12 protein-coding genes and 1 pseudogene are annotated in these 14,930 nt (G+C 62.6%); 10 read left to right on the plus strand and 3 right to left on the minus strand.

Annotated elements, in window-relative coordinates:
* The first annotated feature begins 3 nt into the window (after positions 1-3).
* Positions 4-2,115, plus strand: coding sequence for an ATP-binding protein (locus AC1DF3_RS31215; protein ID WP_478141956.1), 2,112 nt, complete (start codon positions 4-6; stop codon positions 2,113-2,115).
* A 409-nt stretch (positions 2,116-2,524) separates the two neighbouring features.
* Complete coding sequence (locus tag AC1DF3_RS31220; RefSeq protein ID WP_478141967.1) at positions 2,525-2,752, plus strand: DUF1275 family protein; 228 nt, start codon at positions 2,525-2,527, stop codon at positions 2,750-2,752.
* Between the two features lie 172 nt (positions 2,753-2,924).
* Here AC1DF3_RS31220 and AC1DF3_RS31225 read toward each other — a convergent pair.
* Positions 2,925-4,060, minus strand: a pseudogene (locus tag AC1DF3_RS31225) (IS110 family RNA-guided transposase).
* Between AC1DF3_RS31225 and AC1DF3_RS31230 the strand changes: the two are divergent.
* The gene (locus AC1DF3_RS31230; RefSeq protein ID WP_478141957.1) at positions 4,050-4,664 is read left to right on the plus strand and encodes a YoaK family protein; all 615 of its coding nucleotides are present in this window, start codon (positions 4,050-4,052) and stop codon (positions 4,662-4,664) included. The pseudogene AC1DF3_RS31225 and the gene AC1DF3_RS31230 sit on opposite strands and share 11 nt — an antisense overlap.
* A gap of 122 nt (positions 4,665-4,786) precedes the next feature.
* Positions 4,787-6,133, plus strand: coding sequence for an Nramp family divalent metal transporter (locus AC1DF3_RS31235; protein WP_478141968.1), 1,347 nt, complete (start codon positions 4,787-4,789; stop codon positions 6,131-6,133).
* Positions 6,134-6,908: 775 nt separating this feature from the next.
* On the opposite strand, the gene AC1DF3_RS31240 is transcribed toward AC1DF3_RS31235, so the two are convergent.
* Complete coding sequence (locus tag AC1DF3_RS31240; RefSeq protein WP_478141958.1) at positions 6,909-7,892, minus strand: IS5 family transposase; 984 nt, start codon at positions 7,890-7,892, stop codon at positions 6,909-6,911.
* Positions 7,893-7,950: 58 nt separating this feature from the next.
* On the opposite strand from AC1DF3_RS31240, the gene AC1DF3_RS31245 reads away from it, so the two are divergent.
* Entirely contained in the window at positions 7,951-8,280 is a 330-nt protein-coding gene (locus AC1DF3_RS31245; protein ID WP_478141959.1) for a hypothetical protein, read from the plus strand.
* 101 nt (positions 8,281-8,381) lie between these two features.
* On the opposite strand, the gene AC1DF3_RS31250 is transcribed toward AC1DF3_RS31245, so the two are convergent.
* Positions 8,382-9,320: a LysR family transcriptional regulator gene (locus tag AC1DF3_RS31250; protein WP_478141960.1), complete on the minus strand. Its 939-nt coding sequence runs from the start codon at positions 9,318-9,320 to the stop codon at positions 8,382-8,384.
* A gap of 113 nt (positions 9,321-9,433) precedes the next feature.
* On the opposite strand from AC1DF3_RS31250, the gene AC1DF3_RS31255 reads away from it, so the two are divergent.
* From AC1DF3_RS31255 to AC1DF3_RS31275, 5 genes are all read left to right on the plus strand, one after another.
* The gene (locus AC1DF3_RS31255; RefSeq protein WP_478141969.1) at positions 9,434-10,870 is read left to right on the plus strand and encodes an NAD-dependent succinate-semialdehyde dehydrogenase; all 1,437 of its coding nucleotides are present in this window, start codon (positions 9,434-9,436) and stop codon (positions 10,868-10,870) included.
* Positions 10,871-10,906: 36 nt separating this feature from the next.
* Positions 10,907-11,896: a Bug family tripartite tricarboxylate transporter substrate binding protein gene (locus AC1DF3_RS31260; RefSeq protein ID WP_478141961.1), complete on the plus strand. Its 990-nt coding sequence runs from the start codon at positions 10,907-10,909 to the stop codon at positions 11,894-11,896.
* A 13-nt stretch (positions 11,897-11,909) separates the two neighbouring features.
* Positions 11,910-12,908 carry an NAD(P)H-quinone oxidoreductase gene (locus tag AC1DF3_RS31265; RefSeq protein ID WP_478141962.1) on the plus strand — a complete coding sequence of 333 codons (999 nt, stop codon included), beginning with the start codon at positions 11,910-11,912 and terminating at the stop codon, positions 12,906-12,908.
* 826 nt (positions 12,909-13,734) lie between these two features.
* Entirely contained in the window at positions 13,735-14,304 is a 570-nt protein-coding gene (locus tag AC1DF3_RS31270; RefSeq protein WP_478141963.1) for a hypothetical protein, read from the plus strand.
* Between the two features lie 237 nt (positions 14,305-14,541).
* A complete protein-coding gene (locus AC1DF3_RS31275; RefSeq protein ID WP_478141964.1) occupies positions 14,542-14,853 on the plus strand; it encodes a carboxymuconolactone decarboxylase family protein in 312 nt (103 codons plus the stop codon).
* The last annotated feature ends 77 nt before the right edge of the window (positions 14,854-14,930 follow it).

Here is a 14,930-nt window from a genome sequence, read left to right on the forward strand (position 1 = left end):
CGAATGACATCGAGCGAGCGTCTACGCCACCGAATCGTCGCAGCGGGCATTGTGCTGGTGGCGGTCTTCGCTGGCTCAGCGATCTACGATGGCTGGCGACTGCACCAGCAAATCATGTTCGCGACCGAGCGCGAGCTCGGCAACCTGGCCAAGGCCCTCGCCGAGCAGGGCGCGCGCAACTTGCAAGCCGTGGACCTGCTGCTGCGCGATACCGGCGAATGGTGGGAGGCCGTGGGCCAGGCGTTGCCGCCAGACGCGCTCCCGGCCGCGCTCGCAGCACGGGTCTCAGGGGTGTCTCAGGTCAGCGTACTGACGCTGGTCGATCACGAGGGCATGCAGCGGCACCGCTCGCGCGTCACCGGCGAGCCGCTCGCCGATGTATCAGACCGGCCGTATTTCCAGAGCCAGCGTGAGGGTTCCGCAGAGGGGCTTTACATCAACGAACCGGTGGTTACTCGCACTGACAGGCGCCCTGCCTTGGTGGTTTCTCGGCGGCTCGCCAGGCCCGACGGCAGCTTCGATGGTGTAGTCACCGCCAGCGTGACCTTGCAGGAACTGCAGGCCGCCTACTCGGCGATCGAAATGGGAGAGGGCAGTGCTCTGTTGCTCACACTCGATGACGGCACGCTGGTCGTGCGCCAACCGGAAGACCCCGGCATTCCGGTTGGACAGCGCTTTCCGGAGCTTACGAGCTTCAAGGGCGCGCCGCTGATTGACCGCTCCGCGAGCCCGGTCGACGGCCGCGCCAAGCTGGTTGCCGCCGTGGGCGTGGGCAAGCGGCCGCTGACGCTGACCATCACGCGCGACGAGGACAACGCGCTGCAGCCCTGGTATGACGAGATGCAAAGCGCAATCATCCGAACGATGCTGCTCGCAACCTTGGTAGTGCTCGCGATTGCCGGGTTGCTGCGCCAACTGCGGCGCTTGGAAGCCGGCGAGGCCGAGAAGGCGGTGCTGCAGGCACGCCTGCAGAAGGCCCAGCGACTAGAGTCGCTGGGAACGTTGGCCGGCGGCATTGCGCACGACTTCAACAACATCCTGGGCGCGATCCTCGGTTTCGGCGAAATGGCGCAGCAGCACGCTGTGCCGGGCAGCGACATGGGCCGCTACATTGACCGCGTGATGCAGGCCGGCGCGCGCGCGCGTGTGCTGGTGCGCCGCATTCTTGAATTCAGCAGGAGCGGCGTGGCCGAGCGGGTGCCAGTGAATGTCCAGGCGGTGGTGGACGAGGCACTGTCAATGCTGCGTCCCACGTTACCCGATGCAATCCGGATCTACGCCCGGCTGGGCGCTGGCACGACTGCCGTTCTGGGCGACGGTACCCAACTGCACCAGGTGGTGATCAACCTGTGCACCAACGCTGCTCAGGCGCTCGGCGACGCCGGCACCGTCGAGGTCGAGCTCGAACGGATCACCTCGCCAACGTCCAAGCCGCTGCTGCTCGGTGAACTGGCGCCAGGCGACTACGTTCGCTTGTCGGTGTCCGACGCCGGCGCGGGCATGTCTCCAGAGGTACTGCAGCGCGCCTTTGATCCCTTCTTCACCACCAAAAGGCTGGGCGAGGGCACGGGGCTGGGGCTGTCGATGGTGCATGGGATCGTCAACGACCTGGGGGGCGCCATCGACATTGCGACCGTGGCCGAGCCCCGGCCCGGGCACGGGACGTGCGTGACGGTTTGGCTGCCGGTGTGCTGCGAGTCCGAGGCGCCGCCGACGCGCCCCGAACCGGCCTGGCAGCGGGGCAATGGACAAGTCGTAATGGTGGTGGACGACGAGCGCCCGCTGGTCGAGTTGGCCGAGGAGCTTCTGGCCGAGTTGGGCTACGAGCCGGTCGGCTTCGATTCAAGCCAGCGCGCACTCGAGGCCTTCTTGGCCGACCCGCAGCGCTTCGAGGCCGTACTCACCGACGAGACGCTTCCAGGTCTGGCCGGCAGCGAGCTCACGCTGAAACTGCTCGCAGTGCGTCCGGATCTGCCAGTGATCCTGGTCAGCGGCAACGTTGGGGCGGCGCTCGAGCAGCGTGCGCGCGACGCGGGTGTTGTCGCGCTGCTGCGCAAGCCGCTCGGCCTGCAGGAGTTGGCTGAGAGTCTCGCCCGAACGCTCAGCCGCAGCTAGAGCGGCTACTTGCAGACTGCAATGCTCCATCTGATTTAGCGGAGCGTTGCGCTGCATCGCGCCACACCGCCGCGGCAGGGCCTGGACACATTTGTAAACGACGGACCGGGCCGGCAAAGACGCTGGACGCCAATAGCACGCGATCCGAGTGAATCTGTCAACCATTGGCTCCGCAACCTCTTGCTCGGGACGCAGTGACATCGCTCAAGCCCGGCAGGCGGACATCACCATCAAGTGATCCATAGACGGCCGTCTTCATCTACGCCTCAAAAGCGACCGAGTCTTGCAGGTGAATTCGGATGACGTCGTTTTGAAACAGTTCCGACATGCGCCTTCAAGACGATGTGCTCATATGACTACGGAATCAAGCGGCCCCGATCCCACAAGCGCATTGCAAGCAGGCTTGCTGATGGCGTTCATGGGTGGCTTCCTCGACGCCTATTCCTATGTGGGATGGGACGGCGTATTCGCCGGAGCGCAAAGCGTAAACATCGTCCTGACGGCAATCGCTTCTATGAGGGCTGGAATGTCAAGGCCTTCATGGCGGTCGATCGTCAAGACTGAGCGATCGAAGGTCGGGAATCGGTGGAAGTCCGAGTCCGTGCCCGGACGAGCTTCTATCCGTGCGGGTCCATGAACCCGACACCTCATGCTGAATGCGCGTCAGACGCGCTGGCGGGTTCCCGCTTTGCGAGGCGCCCCATCTGCAGCACCGGTCACGACAGAGACGTGACCCTGCGATTGCACGGGCGCTTCGACCTTCGATCATGAAGTTCATCTGGCTCAACAAGTGATTTGGCGCCAGGGCATCAGGTTTGGACGACCTTCATTTGCGCACCGGCCGGTATCTCGCCGTCTTGCAGGAAGTGCCACAGGGCAATGGCCAGACGCCTTGCCAGGGCCACGATACCCACCCGTCGCATGCGTGCGCCTTCGCCCGCGAAGCGCTTGTTGAACCAGCGGGCGATCGCACTGCCTGGCTGCAAGCGCAACCAGCCCCACGCCAGTTCCACCAGCAGAGTTCGGGCCCTTCGGTTGCCAGCCTTGCTGATGCCCTGTTCGACCTGGCTGTCGCCACTGGCATACGGTGTGGGTGCCAGGCCCAGGCAGCCGGCGAGTTCCCGCCGGTTGGCGAACCGACGCCAGCCAAATATCTCGTGCACGAGCACCCAGGCTCCCTGCTCCCGATCCCGCGCAGGCTCATCAACTGCGCGACCATCGGCTTTTCTCGCTGTTGAAGCGCGTTGCGGCGTGCAGCCTCGATCTGGCGAACTTGCTCCTTGACGAGCTGCAGCCGCGCGAGTTCGCGCTCGATTTCTGCGCACAGCTTTCTGCCCAACTGTTCACCGTGCTGTGCCCACCAAGTGGACCAGTCGCGGCCGCCGATGTGCACGCGTGGGCGCAGGTTGTGCAGCACCAGCAGCGAACCGATTCGATTGGTGTGCGAGGTGCGCTCGTGGATCAGCCGTTCGAGTTCGCGATGTTCACGGCGTTCGTCCTCGTCGCTCTTGCTGGGCTCGCGCAGCACCGACCACACTCGCTCCCCGCGGTGGTGGCGCACCAGCATCGTCTGCAGCTTGTCGGCATCGAGCCGATCGGTCTTGGCGCGTCGGGCTCGCCGGTTGACCTCAATACTCGCGGCATCAACCACGATGTTGTCTACACCCAGTTCGCTAAGCCAGCGATGCAGCCACCAGCCGTCGCGGCCGGCTTCGTAGCACGTGTGCACATGAGCATCCGAGGGCGTCTTGAAACGCTTGCCGGCTCGCACGATGCAGTCGGTCACGGCAACCTGGTCGCCCGCAGCGATGCTGAATCGACTCACCGTATTGCGACCGTCGCCGACACTTAGCTTCCACTGCTTGTCGCCGAGCTCAAAGCTCATGTACAGATCATCGGGCTTGGCCGTCTCCTGGCGCCGTAGCGCTGTCCAAGTGGTAGTCATCTCCATGCTCCTTAAAAGAGAACTGGAGCCGCTGTTTTACGCTTTCCTCCAGCCCTTCATAGCATCTGTAGCTGAAGGAAACTGGATTGCGGCAACGCGCCATCTTCCGTCCATCCTGGCCTTTTGCATGGCGGTCGTGACAGCGGACCTGCTCAAACCCCCGGTGCTCGCGGTGCACACCAGCCCCCATATGGTGATCCTCGGGTTGGAGGCAACGATCCTGCTTTCAATCGGGCTTTTCTCATCGTCGATCCCATTCTCGCTCGGCACCGCAAGCATGGCCTTCGCGGCCGGCTTGCAACTGACATACTTCGGAAGTCTGGGTGCGTGGGCCTATAACTCCACCATGACGACTGGAAACTTGCGCAATCTGCTCGAAGCTGTGACGCGAGCGGTGTTCAAGCGTGACCCGGTCGCAAAGGTGCACGCGGCCGTCCTGAGCAAGGCGATCGGATCGTTCGCTGTCGGGGCAGGAATTGGTGGCCTTGCTACGCATCATTTCCACGCTCGCGCGATCTGCATGGCGTTGCCGGTGCTGTTCCTTGCCAACCACATGCTCTCAAATTCGAGCCACCGCGTCTCGCAGGCCGAACCCTCCAAATAGACCTCTCACGCCTGAGCGAGGGCCTTCGTTTCAACTGAAATCTAGCGTCTCGTTCCGGAACATGGCTGCAACGTTCAGCCGCGAGCATCGAACCCTTGAACGCAACCCGCTCCAAGGACCATATGCATCCATCGCCAGCCGTACAAACCAACGCGCCCATCCTGAGCAATGCGAATGCGCCGGGCTTGTCGGAGGCGTTTCGACCGGCAAGCGTCGCGGGGGGCGCGGTCAGCTTTTGGCGAAGGCTGGCCGCGTTCGTAGGCCCGGGCTACCTCGTCGCTGTCGGCTACATGGATCCAGGCAACTGGGCTACAGACATCGCCGGCGGGTCGGCGTTCGGATACACGTTGCTATCGGTGATTCTTTTGTCGAGCTTGATGGCGATGTTGCTGCAATCGTTGTCTGCGAAGCTGGGAATCGTTGCGGGGCTGGATCTTGCACAAGCTTGCCGTTCCCGATACAGCGCCCCGACCCGCGTCTTTCTGTGGATCCTTTGCGAGATTGCCATCGCCGCATGCGATCTTGCCGAAGTCATTGGAACAGCCATTGCGCTGCAACTGCTGTTCGGTATTCCCCTTGCTATCGGTGTCTGTCTCACTGCGTTCGACGTACTTTTGATCCTCATGCTGCATCAGCGCGGCTTGCGGCAACTAGAGGCCTTCGTGGTCGCCTTGATGGTGGTCATCGCAGGGTGTTTTGCGATCGAGCTACTGTTGTCAAGACCCGACCTCCCGGCGGTGGTGAAGGGATTTGTGCCGACGACAAAGATTGTCACGAACCCGGCGATGCTCTACGTGGCGATCGGTATCCTGGGTGCTACCGTGATGCCGCACAACCTCTATCTGCATTCAGCGCTGGTACAGACTCGGCGCTTCCAACGAACCGCCGACAGCATTCGCGAAGCAATTCGCTTCGCGATGCTTGACAGTACCGTTGCGCTGATTTTCGCAATGTTCATCAACGCAGCGATCCTCATACTTGCTGCCTCCGCGTTTCATGCCAAGGGTCGAGTCGACGTCGCAGACATCCAACAAGCCTACGACCTGCTGTCGCCAATGCTTGGTGGCGCGTTCGCCAGCGTACTCTTCGCCACCGCGTTGTTGGCATCCGGCCAGAATTCGACCGTGACCGCGACATTGGCTGGTCAAATCGTGATGGAGGGATTCATCGACGTCAAGATGGCGCCGTGGGCCCGGCGTCTTGCCACCCGTTTGCTCGCGATCGTTCCGGCCGTCATCGTTGCATCGCTGTATGGTGAAGCGGGAACTACCAAGCTGCTCATCTTCAGCCAGATCATCCTGAGCCTGCAGCTCCCATTCGCCGTCGTTCCGCTCGTAGCATTTACGAACGATGCCAAGCTCATGGGCCAATTCGCAAACAGGGGGTGGGTGAAGCTGGCCGCGTGGGCCGTTGCGGCTGTCATCATCGTGCTCAACCTGAAGCTTTTGATGTCATTGGTGATGGACTGATTGCGGGTCTCTTCTTGGATGAGGCCCGCCATCGCTGAACCGGGTTCCATGTCCGTAGCCAAGCATTTGATCGTCGCGAACGCTGTCCTGTTGGAAGCATCGCTGGTGAATGTTGACGCCCGGAGTCGGCGCGCTAGGCAATCTTGGGAATCGCCTTTTGACCCCCACGCAACGCGCCGTCGAAATGGCTCCTTCCTCCGGCGCACAGCCATTTGACCGTCTCGCGTGGGCCACTGCGGATGGGATGGCACGGTCGAGACTATGTGAACCTCGCGGAGGCCGGAGGGCCCTGTTTTTGGGGCTCCAGCGCTTCACTCGCCTTCGATCGTTGATCCCGGCTCGATCTGAGTGGCCAGAGTCCGGTCGGACCAACTGCACAGTGAGTGTCGAACTCCACCAATTATTTTGCGCGCCCGCGGTCATCGGGGGGCGAATGATTGGCATGAGATGCTGCGCAACTAATGTGAGCAATCAGTTGAGATGAAGTGGAATCGCTCTCTGAGTTGCATACGTAATTTGAGAGCTTGTCCTGACATGAACGCGAAGGAACGCGCTTCGAGAATCAAGACGTGATGAGCGAACGGCGCCATCACTGATTCAACTCAATCTACCATCTAGGGATAGTCTGCAGAACACGTTCTGCGATCACGGCTGAATGAATAGGGTGGTGCCACCGCAACCAGATGGCTCGATCGAGCAAGGTCAGCAACGTTTTGCTGCGTGGGGCAGCTGCCGCGGCCGCCTTGCAAGCCCGTTTCGGGCCTTGCGGACGCACTCATCCCCTCACCTCCATCAACTTTCGCCGCGCCATCCACAGGTTGGACAGCGCGAACAGCGTGACGATCTGCGCCGTGTTCTTCGCCAAGCCGCGATAGCGCACCTTCGTGAACCCGAACTGCTGCTTGATCACCCGGAATGGGTGCTCGACCTTGGCTCGGATGCTGGCCTTCATCTTCTCGACACGCTCGGCTACGAACTCCGGCTCGATGAACGGATTGAGCAGCCTGCGCTTGCCCGGGCGCATCGCCACATGCCAGGTTGGCCCTGCAGCTTCCGCTCGCTTATGCACCCCCTGATAGCCCGAGTCGCCGAAGGCCGCGTGCTCCTCGCCGTGCAGCAGCGCTCCGGCGACGTTGATGTCGCTCACATTGGCCGACGTCCCAACCACCGTGTGCACCAGCCCCGACGTGGCATCCACGCCGATGTGGGCCTTCATGCCGAAGTACCACTGGTTACCCTTCTTGGCCTGATGCATCTCGGGGTCACGCTCGCCTTCAGCGTTCTTGGTCGAACTGGGCGCACCGATCAGCGTGGCATCCACAGCGGTGCCGGTGCGCAGCAACAGGCCTTTGGCTTGAAGGATGTCGTTGACCACGCGCAGCATGTCGACGGCCAGGTCGTGGGCCTCCAGCAGATGACGAAAGCGCAGGATGGTGGTCTCGTCGGGTAGGCGGCTCACACCGTCAGCCAGGCCCGCGAACTCTCGGTACAACGGCACATCGTGCAGAGCCTCTTCCATCGCCGGGTCGCTCAGCCCGAACCACTGCTGCAAATAATGAATGCGCAGCATCGTCTCGATCGCAAAAGGCGGCCGGCCGGTCTTGGCTCGCGGGCTGTGCGGTTCGACGATCTGCACCAGCGCGCTCCAGGGCACCACACGATCCATCTCGTCGAGAAACTCGCGCTTGCGCGTCTTCTTCGTCGACAGGTTCAGGCCCAAGCCGAGCTGATTCGGGGGAGTTACGCGTTTGGAAATCATGGCATCAAATCATGCAAGGCTCGGGCCAGTTTTGCAGACCATCCCTAGAGGTCTCTCAATGAAAGCTTTCTACACTCTTACAGGTCTCGCACTCGCAGTTGTGATTGGCGCGGCACATGCTCAACCCAGCGGCGATGCATCGTCCACTCGTTCGCCGATTCTTGACAGCAAGTCTCAACTTCGTGCTGAAGAGAAGAAGGACGCGAGAGCGGCTGGCAAGGTCAAGCCCGTCGGCGGTGACGAACTCAAGACGGCTGAGAACGACTACATCGGCAACGACAAGTCTGGATTCTCTGCCCAGAAGCGTCTCGTTGCGCGCGAAGCACGCCACCCCGATCGCACGCCGGCGCCACAAGGTGGCACGCCGGATCTGCCCGGCGCGAAGTAGGCGGCTCGCCGTCGTCACGAACAGCGCAGGTGCGCTCTTGCGGCGCTGCTTGCCGCTGGTCGGGATTGGCAAAGAGATTGGCTCGCTTGACCGTGCGGGATTCACGCATCCACGGTCTTGCTGTCCATGGCCCTCTGCCAACTGGCCGGCCGGCCGACGAAGTCGGTCAAGGCGGTCGCGAAGGCCTTCAGGCGGGCACTCGGACGCGGCAGCGCGCGCACGAGATGGATGCCCGTCACCTCGGCCGGGGGCAGGCCCTGTGGGTGCAAAGGCACCAACGCCCCGCGGCCGATGTCATGTCCGACGACCCAGTCCGGCAGGCGGACGATGCCGATCCCGTCGACGGCAGCTTGCCTTTGGGCGTCGTAGTCGTCCGATTCGAACGCACAGCTTCCGTGCTGCAACAGGTCCTCTCCCAAAAGTTCCCGCCAACCGAGTTGGCTCTGGCTTCGGCGCTTGTCGATTAACCGGTGGTTCTCCAAGGAGTCCAGCGATTGAAGCGGGCCCTGGCGTCGCAGGTAGTCGGGCGCCGCGCAGACGACATAGGTCTGATCGGCGAGCGGGGTGCTGAAGAGGGCGCTGTCGGGCAGGTTGCCGAAGCGAATGGCCAGGTCAAGCCTTTCCGTGGTCGGGTCAGCGAGCCGCTCCGTCAGGTCCAGTTCCACGCTCAGGCCCGGATGGGTCTGAAACAGCCTGGCAAGGCAGGGAACCACGTAGCGCCGTCCGAAGGTGGGCAGGCAACTCACGCGAAGAACACCCTCGACTGCGGCCTCGACCGAACTGACCTCGCTGCGCGCATCGGCCAGATCGCTGAGGATCTGGACCGCGCGGCGAAAGAGCAACTCGCCCGCGTCAGTGGGGCGCATGGCGCGGGTGGAGCGGGTAAACAGCGATGCCTTCAGTTCTTCTTCCAGCGCGTCGATCTGCCGAGCCACCGAAGACACCGCCACGCCCCTGCGCCGCGCCACGGCGGAAAAGGAGCCGGCACGCACCGTGTCGACGAAGACTTCCAGATTTTCCATGGTGCGGGCCTGGCTCATATTTGCGCTCCTTGCAAAGATGTTTCGCGGGCCAAGGGATTGTTAACTGGCATCCGCGTGTCTACGATTCCCCTGACCTCATCAATTTAAGCATACAGGGCAAAGGAGACCACGTGTCTGAGCAGTACGACGATTTGTATCTCTTCATCGACGGCGAGTGGATCGACGGCACGGGCCGCGATCGATCGGCGGTGCTCAACCCGGCCACAGGCGAGGTCATCGGCCACGTGCCCCATGCGCGCCAGGACGATCTGGACCGCGCCCTGCAGGCGGCGGATCGTGGCTTCGCGCTCTGGCGCCGCACCCCTGCGTACGACCGGGCCAAAGTGCTGCGCCGTACGGCTGCCCTGCTGCGCGAACGCGCCGACGCCATCGCCAGACAACTGACCCTGGAGCAGGGCAAGGCCTTGCACGAAGCACAGTACGAGTTGGCGAGCTCCGCGGACTACTTCGAGTGGTTCGCGGAAGAGGGTCGGCGTGTCTACGGCCGCACCGTGCCTTCGAGGCGTCCGGAGGTGTACCAGCGCGTTCACAAGGAGCCGATCGGCCCCGTGGCGGCGTTCGCACCCTGGAACTTTCCGGCCATCACGCCAAGCCGCAAGATAGCGGCCGCGCTGGCGGCAGGGTGCTCGGTCGTCATCAAGCCCGGGGAGGAATGTCCTTCGACCGCCTTGGCCATCGCACGCGCACTCGACGACGCCGGCCTTCCCAAGGGCGTGTTGAACGTGGTATTCGGCGTGCCCGAGCTGATTTCACGCCACCTCATCGAATCGCCCGTGATCCGCAAGGTCTCGTTCACCGGTTCGGTGCCGGTCGGGCGTTTGCTTGCGGCCCAGGCCGGCCAGGCCCTCAAGCCCATCACGCTGGAACTGGGAGGGCATGCGCCGGTGCTGGTGTTTGCCGACGCAGACCTGGACGGGGCGGCCAGGCTGCTGGCAGCGAACAAGTTCCGCGGCACGGGGCAGATCTGCCTGTCGCCGACGCGAATCCTTGTGCAGCGCCCGGTGTACGAGTCCTTCCTGGCCAAGTTCGTCGCCGAGACGAAAGCCCTGAAAGTCGGCGATGGCCTCGATCCCGAAACGCAAGTGGGTCCGGTATCGAATGAAAGGCGTGTCGAGGCCATCGCGGCGCTTGTGGCTGACGCCCGCGCCTGTGGTGCCACGGTGCGCGCCGGTGGCCAACGCATCGATCGTCCGGGGCTGTTCTGGCAGCCGACCATCCTCACGGATGTGCCGGCGCATGCGAAGGTGATGCACGAAGAGCCCTTCGGTCCGCTGGCCGTGGTGTGCCCGTTCGACACCATCGAAGAAGCCCTCGCAGAAGCGAATCGCTTGCCCTACGGGCTGGCGGCCTATGCCTTCACCGAGTCGGCGCGCACCGCGCTGCGTGTAGGCAACGATCTGGAGGCCGGAATGATCGGCATCAATCACGCGCAGATGATCGTCTGCGAGTTGCCATTCGGCGGCATCAAGGACAGTGGCCACGGTTCGGAAGGCGGAGCCGAAGGCATCCAGAGCTACCTCAACACGAAGTTCATCAGCCAGGTCTGATTCCATAGCCGCAGGAAAAGAATTGGAGACACAACCATGAAGCTCACGAAACGAGGCGCCCGGATCGGCGCTGCGCTGGTCATTTCAGTCGGGACGCTCTGCGGCCACGTATTCGCTCAGGACAGCTACCCCAGCCGCCCAATCACGTTGGTCGTCCCGTTCCCGGCGGGTGGCGTGACCGACGTGGTGGCGCGCGAACTTGCGCACCGTATCGGTACGACCCTCGGGCAGCCGGTCGTGGTGGACAACCGCGCAGGGGCTGGGGGCAACATCGGCACGCAGGCTGTCGCACGGGCGGCTCCAGACGGCTACACCCTGGGCGTGTTGACGGTCAGCGCCCTGTCGATTGGCCCTCACCTGAGCCGCAAACTGCCATTCGACCCCGCGCGCGACTTCACACCGATCACCAACTTGGTCAACACGCCAGGCGCTGTGATCGCCGGACCGGGGGCACCGTTCGATACCTTTCCAGAGTTCGTCAAGTATGCCAAGTCCAACCCGGGCAAGGTCACCTACGCGAGCGTGGGCCCGGGTTCAATCCCACACCTGACTGCCGAGATACTGGCCAAAGCGACCAAAGTCGACATGGTTCACGTCCCTTACAAGGGTGCCGCACCCGCCATGCAGGACCTGCTCGCCAACCACATCCACCTGTCTTTCGAAACCTCACTGGCCACCACCATGACCTACCATGCGAACAAGCGCATCAAGGTATTGGCGATCACCGGTCCGAGCCGTGTATCGGTGCTGCCCGAGGTGCCTACCGTGGCCGAATCAGGGTATCCCGGCTTTGGCGTGCAGGGCTGGTTTGGTTTCTTCGGCCCGCGCGGCCTGCCGCCGGCCATCGTGGAAAAGCTCAACAAGGCGGCCGCGCAGGCCTTCGCCGACCCCGCGCTGCGCCAACGTCTAGAGCAACTCGGAATGCAGCCCGACACGGGAAGCGCCCAACAATTTCGGCAGTTTCTTGCGCAGCAAGACAAGACTTGGGCAGAGGCAGTCAAAGGCCTAAACATCGTTCTGGAATGAAAGAGAAAAAATAATGCAAGCTATCGTTTTTGACGACTTCGGCGGGCCTGAAGTGCTCGTGACCCGTGAGGTCGATCGTCCGGAGGTCCGGCCCCACGACCTTCTGGTGGCGAATGCCTCGATCGGCGTCAATCGCGCCGACATGTCGCATCGCAGGGGGGCCTACGGGCGCGCCAACTTCGGCGATTCGGACATCATGGGCCTGGAAATCGCCGGAACTGTGGTTGAGATGGGATCGCAAGTGCAGGGCTATTCCATTGGAGACCGTGTGATGGGCATCGTAGGCGGCGGCGCCTACGCCGAACTCTCGCGCATCGATCACCGCATGGCCATGCGCGTCCCGGAAGGCCTCGATTTGGTTGGCGCCGGTGCAGTGGCCGAGGTCTTCGTCACCGCGCACGAGGCACTGTTTCATCTGGCCCGCCTACAACCCGGCGAATCGGTTCTGATCCATGCGGCGGCGGGCGGGGTCGGCTCGGCCGCCGTGCAGCTTGCGCACGCCGCCGGCGCGCGCGTGTTCGCCACAGCGGGCGGTGACAAGCGCGACGCGGTCCAGAGTTTTGGGGCGGATGAAGTCATCGACTACCGCACCGAGGACTTCCAGGCTGTCATCGACCAGAAGACTGACGGCAAGGGCGTCAACGTGGTCATCGACTTTATCGGCGCACCATATTTGGAGCGCAACGTTCGTTCGCTGGCCGTGGGCGGTCGCATGGTGGTTGTAGGCCTTCTCGGCGGAATCGAAGGGGCCTCGTTCCCGTTGGATGCAGTGCTGTACCGCCACCTGCAGATCTTCGGTACGGTGATGAAGTCGCGACCTCCGGAAGTAAAGCAGGCAATGACGCAGCGCTTTGCGCAGCGTTGGCTCGATGCGCTGGCAACCGGCGCGATTCGGCCAGTCATCGACAGCACGTTCCCCCTCGCGGATGCCGCTCAAGCCCATCGACGCATGGAATCGGGTGAAAGCGTCGGCAAAATCCTCTTGCTTCCCGGGGCCGCACCTAGCCTTTGAACTGTCCCACAACTGGGCCAATCCCGGCGCGGCAGTGAGGACCTTCGCCGAGCAGCTCACATCCGAGAGCCTCGTGATCAGGGGCGCCGCGCAGCCCGAGAAGGTGTGCGAAACAGTCCGGTGACCTCGGCGAGCTCCAAGCGGCTCGACGTGCGTGTTCATGTCAAGGGTGGAGCCTGACTCTCGAAATCCATCGTCGGGCGCCGACCCATCGACAGGCCGCTGCCCGATTCGAAAGCGCTCTTCCACATCGCGGCACATGTCATTTGCATATGCCACTTGCCAAGAGCGGCGGTTCGCGGACCGCATATCTCGCATGTATCGAGACGGCGCTGTTTTGCCTGGAGCAGGGCTTCATCCAACCGCCAATTCGCTGCGCTTTGGGCCGCGCTGTTGCCGGGGCGCCGGGGGACGTGGCACCCATGGCCGTCCGGTGCAGCTCCAAGATCAAGCTTCTGCCAGGGGAGCCCCAGCGTTGTGACATTGGGGGGCTGGGGCGCTGCCGGCCACGCTGGCGCTCTCGACGTCAATGACCGTGTGCTGGTGACTGATGAGAGCTCGGCTTCCTTACGAGTTTGTGCTTGCGCGAACGTCGGCTGCCAAATCGCCCAACTTTCAGCCCGCGCCCGCCTTGAGACATGCGAACGTGTCAGTGAGTGTTTCGAACAAGGCATCGGAACGACTACAGCTGAAATCTGCGCTGAGAGCGATGGAATCCAGCAGAAACACGGGCGCGAGACATTAGATCCCGGCAACAACGCCGCGCAAGTGGCCAACCCCGCGAGGCACTCCGCCTCAATCTTCTGTCTCTTCTCAAGGAGTTCTTATGACCGACATCATCCGCACCGACCTCGTCCTCTCCCAATCGGCCTTCAGCCACATCATCGATGTACCCATCGAGCAGGTCGACATCGGCAAATGGCTCTTCAGCCTGCCTGAAGCCGAGTACCAACGCTGCGCCCCCCCGGACCACATCTCCTGCGGCACGACGAGCACCGACGATGGGCGACCGATGTCCATCAATGTCGAGCAGATCGGCACGGGTCTGGTTATCCAGCACTACGTGGGCGAGGTGGTCGGGAAGCAACGTTGCCTTATGGTCTCCACCTCCGATGTCTTCACTCCGGCGGGCCGCACTCGGGTGCAGGTCATCTGGGAACTCAGCGCCAAGGGCTTGAGCGACGGACGCACCGAGTACACCAATTCCGTGGTGTCGCACCCCACGGAGGACTTCTTGAACTTCATCGCGAGCCGTGGGGTGAGCTTCGAGCAGGCGTCGCACGATCGCCAAGTTGCCTCCGGTGACCACAACAGCCGGGAAACGCCGTTGTTCGCGGAAAGCATTGCCCGTGCAGCTTTGGCCAACGCCAAAGTCAGCACGGCGATTGCGGCCTGAACCAAGGAGTTGGCGGCGGCACCCGATGTGCCGCTGCCTCAGGCGATAGTGTTGGGCTGAGTCTCCCCGCTTCAGCTCATGCGCGATGCATGTTCTCGAAAGATGGCAGACGCTATGGCTTTCGGAATGGCAATTGCGTGATCGGGATCTCGAGCCACCCGGAGCCGAGTTCTTCGTTGGCCTATCGCGTCTCGGACATTCGGCACACCACCTACTCACCATCAATGTTGGACGCATATGAGCAACGATAGGCCTATCCAGTCGCCGCGCGAGGCTGCGCGAGCCTTCACGCCGGAACTTGCCGCGCTTGTTGAGGACCCCCTTTTCTCCAAAGTGTGGGCTGATGATCGCCTCACTCCCCGAGAACGGAGCCTCATCACACTTGCCGCCCYGATTGTTCTACATCGGCCGGACGAGATACCCGCGCACCTGCGGCGCGGAATCGAGAATGGGCTGAAGAAATCACAAATATCAGCGCTCATCACACATCTGTGTTGGCGCCGGCCGAAAATTGACCCACCTGTGAGGGTTGTGCCGGTTCAAATTTGACCCGGGTGTTCAGCCTACCCTGCTGCTTTTTTAAGCGGTGGGGGAATGAGGATTGATCACCATGGCCATGATTGGCA

It is taken from the genome of Variovorax sp. 10N432 (assembly GCF_056394465.1).

What these genes read in the sequence shown, in the direction of transcription:
- AC1DF3_RS31260 (WP_478141961.1), top strand. Translation starts at nt 10,907, where the DNA reads ATGAAGCTCACGAAACGAGGCGCCCGGATCGGCGCTGCGCTGGTCATT.
- AC1DF3_RS31215 (WP_478141956.1), top strand. Translation starts at nt 4, where the DNA reads ATGACATCGAGCGAGCGTCTACGCCACCGAATCGTCGCAGCGGGCATT.
- AC1DF3_RS31240 (WP_478141958.1), bottom strand. Translation starts at nt 7,892, where the DNA reads ATGATTTCCAAACGCGTAACTCCCCCGAATCAGCTCGGCTTGGGCCTG.
- AC1DF3_RS31270 (WP_478141963.1), top strand. Translation starts at nt 13,735, where the DNA reads ATGACCGACATCATCCGCACCGACCTCGTCCTCTCCCAATCGGCCTTC.
- AC1DF3_RS31220 (WP_478141967.1), top strand. Translation starts at nt 2,525, where the DNA reads ATGGCGTTCATGGGTGGCTTCCTCGACGCCTATTCCTATGTGGGATGG.
- AC1DF3_RS31245 (WP_478141959.1), top strand. Translation starts at nt 7,951, where the DNA reads ATGAAAGCTTTCTACACTCTTACAGGTCTCGCACTCGCAGTTGTGATT.
- AC1DF3_RS31265 (WP_478141962.1), top strand. Translation starts at nt 11,910, where the DNA reads ATGCAAGCTATCGTTTTTGACGACTTCGGCGGGCCTGAAGTGCTCGTG.
- AC1DF3_RS31250 (WP_478141960.1), bottom strand. Translation starts at nt 9,320, where the DNA reads ATGAGCCAGGCCCGCACCATGGAAAATCTGGAAGTCTTCGTCGACACG.
- AC1DF3_RS31235 (WP_478141968.1), top strand. Translation starts at nt 4,787, where the DNA reads ATGCATCCATCGCCAGCCGTACAAACCAACGCGCCCATCCTGAGCAAT.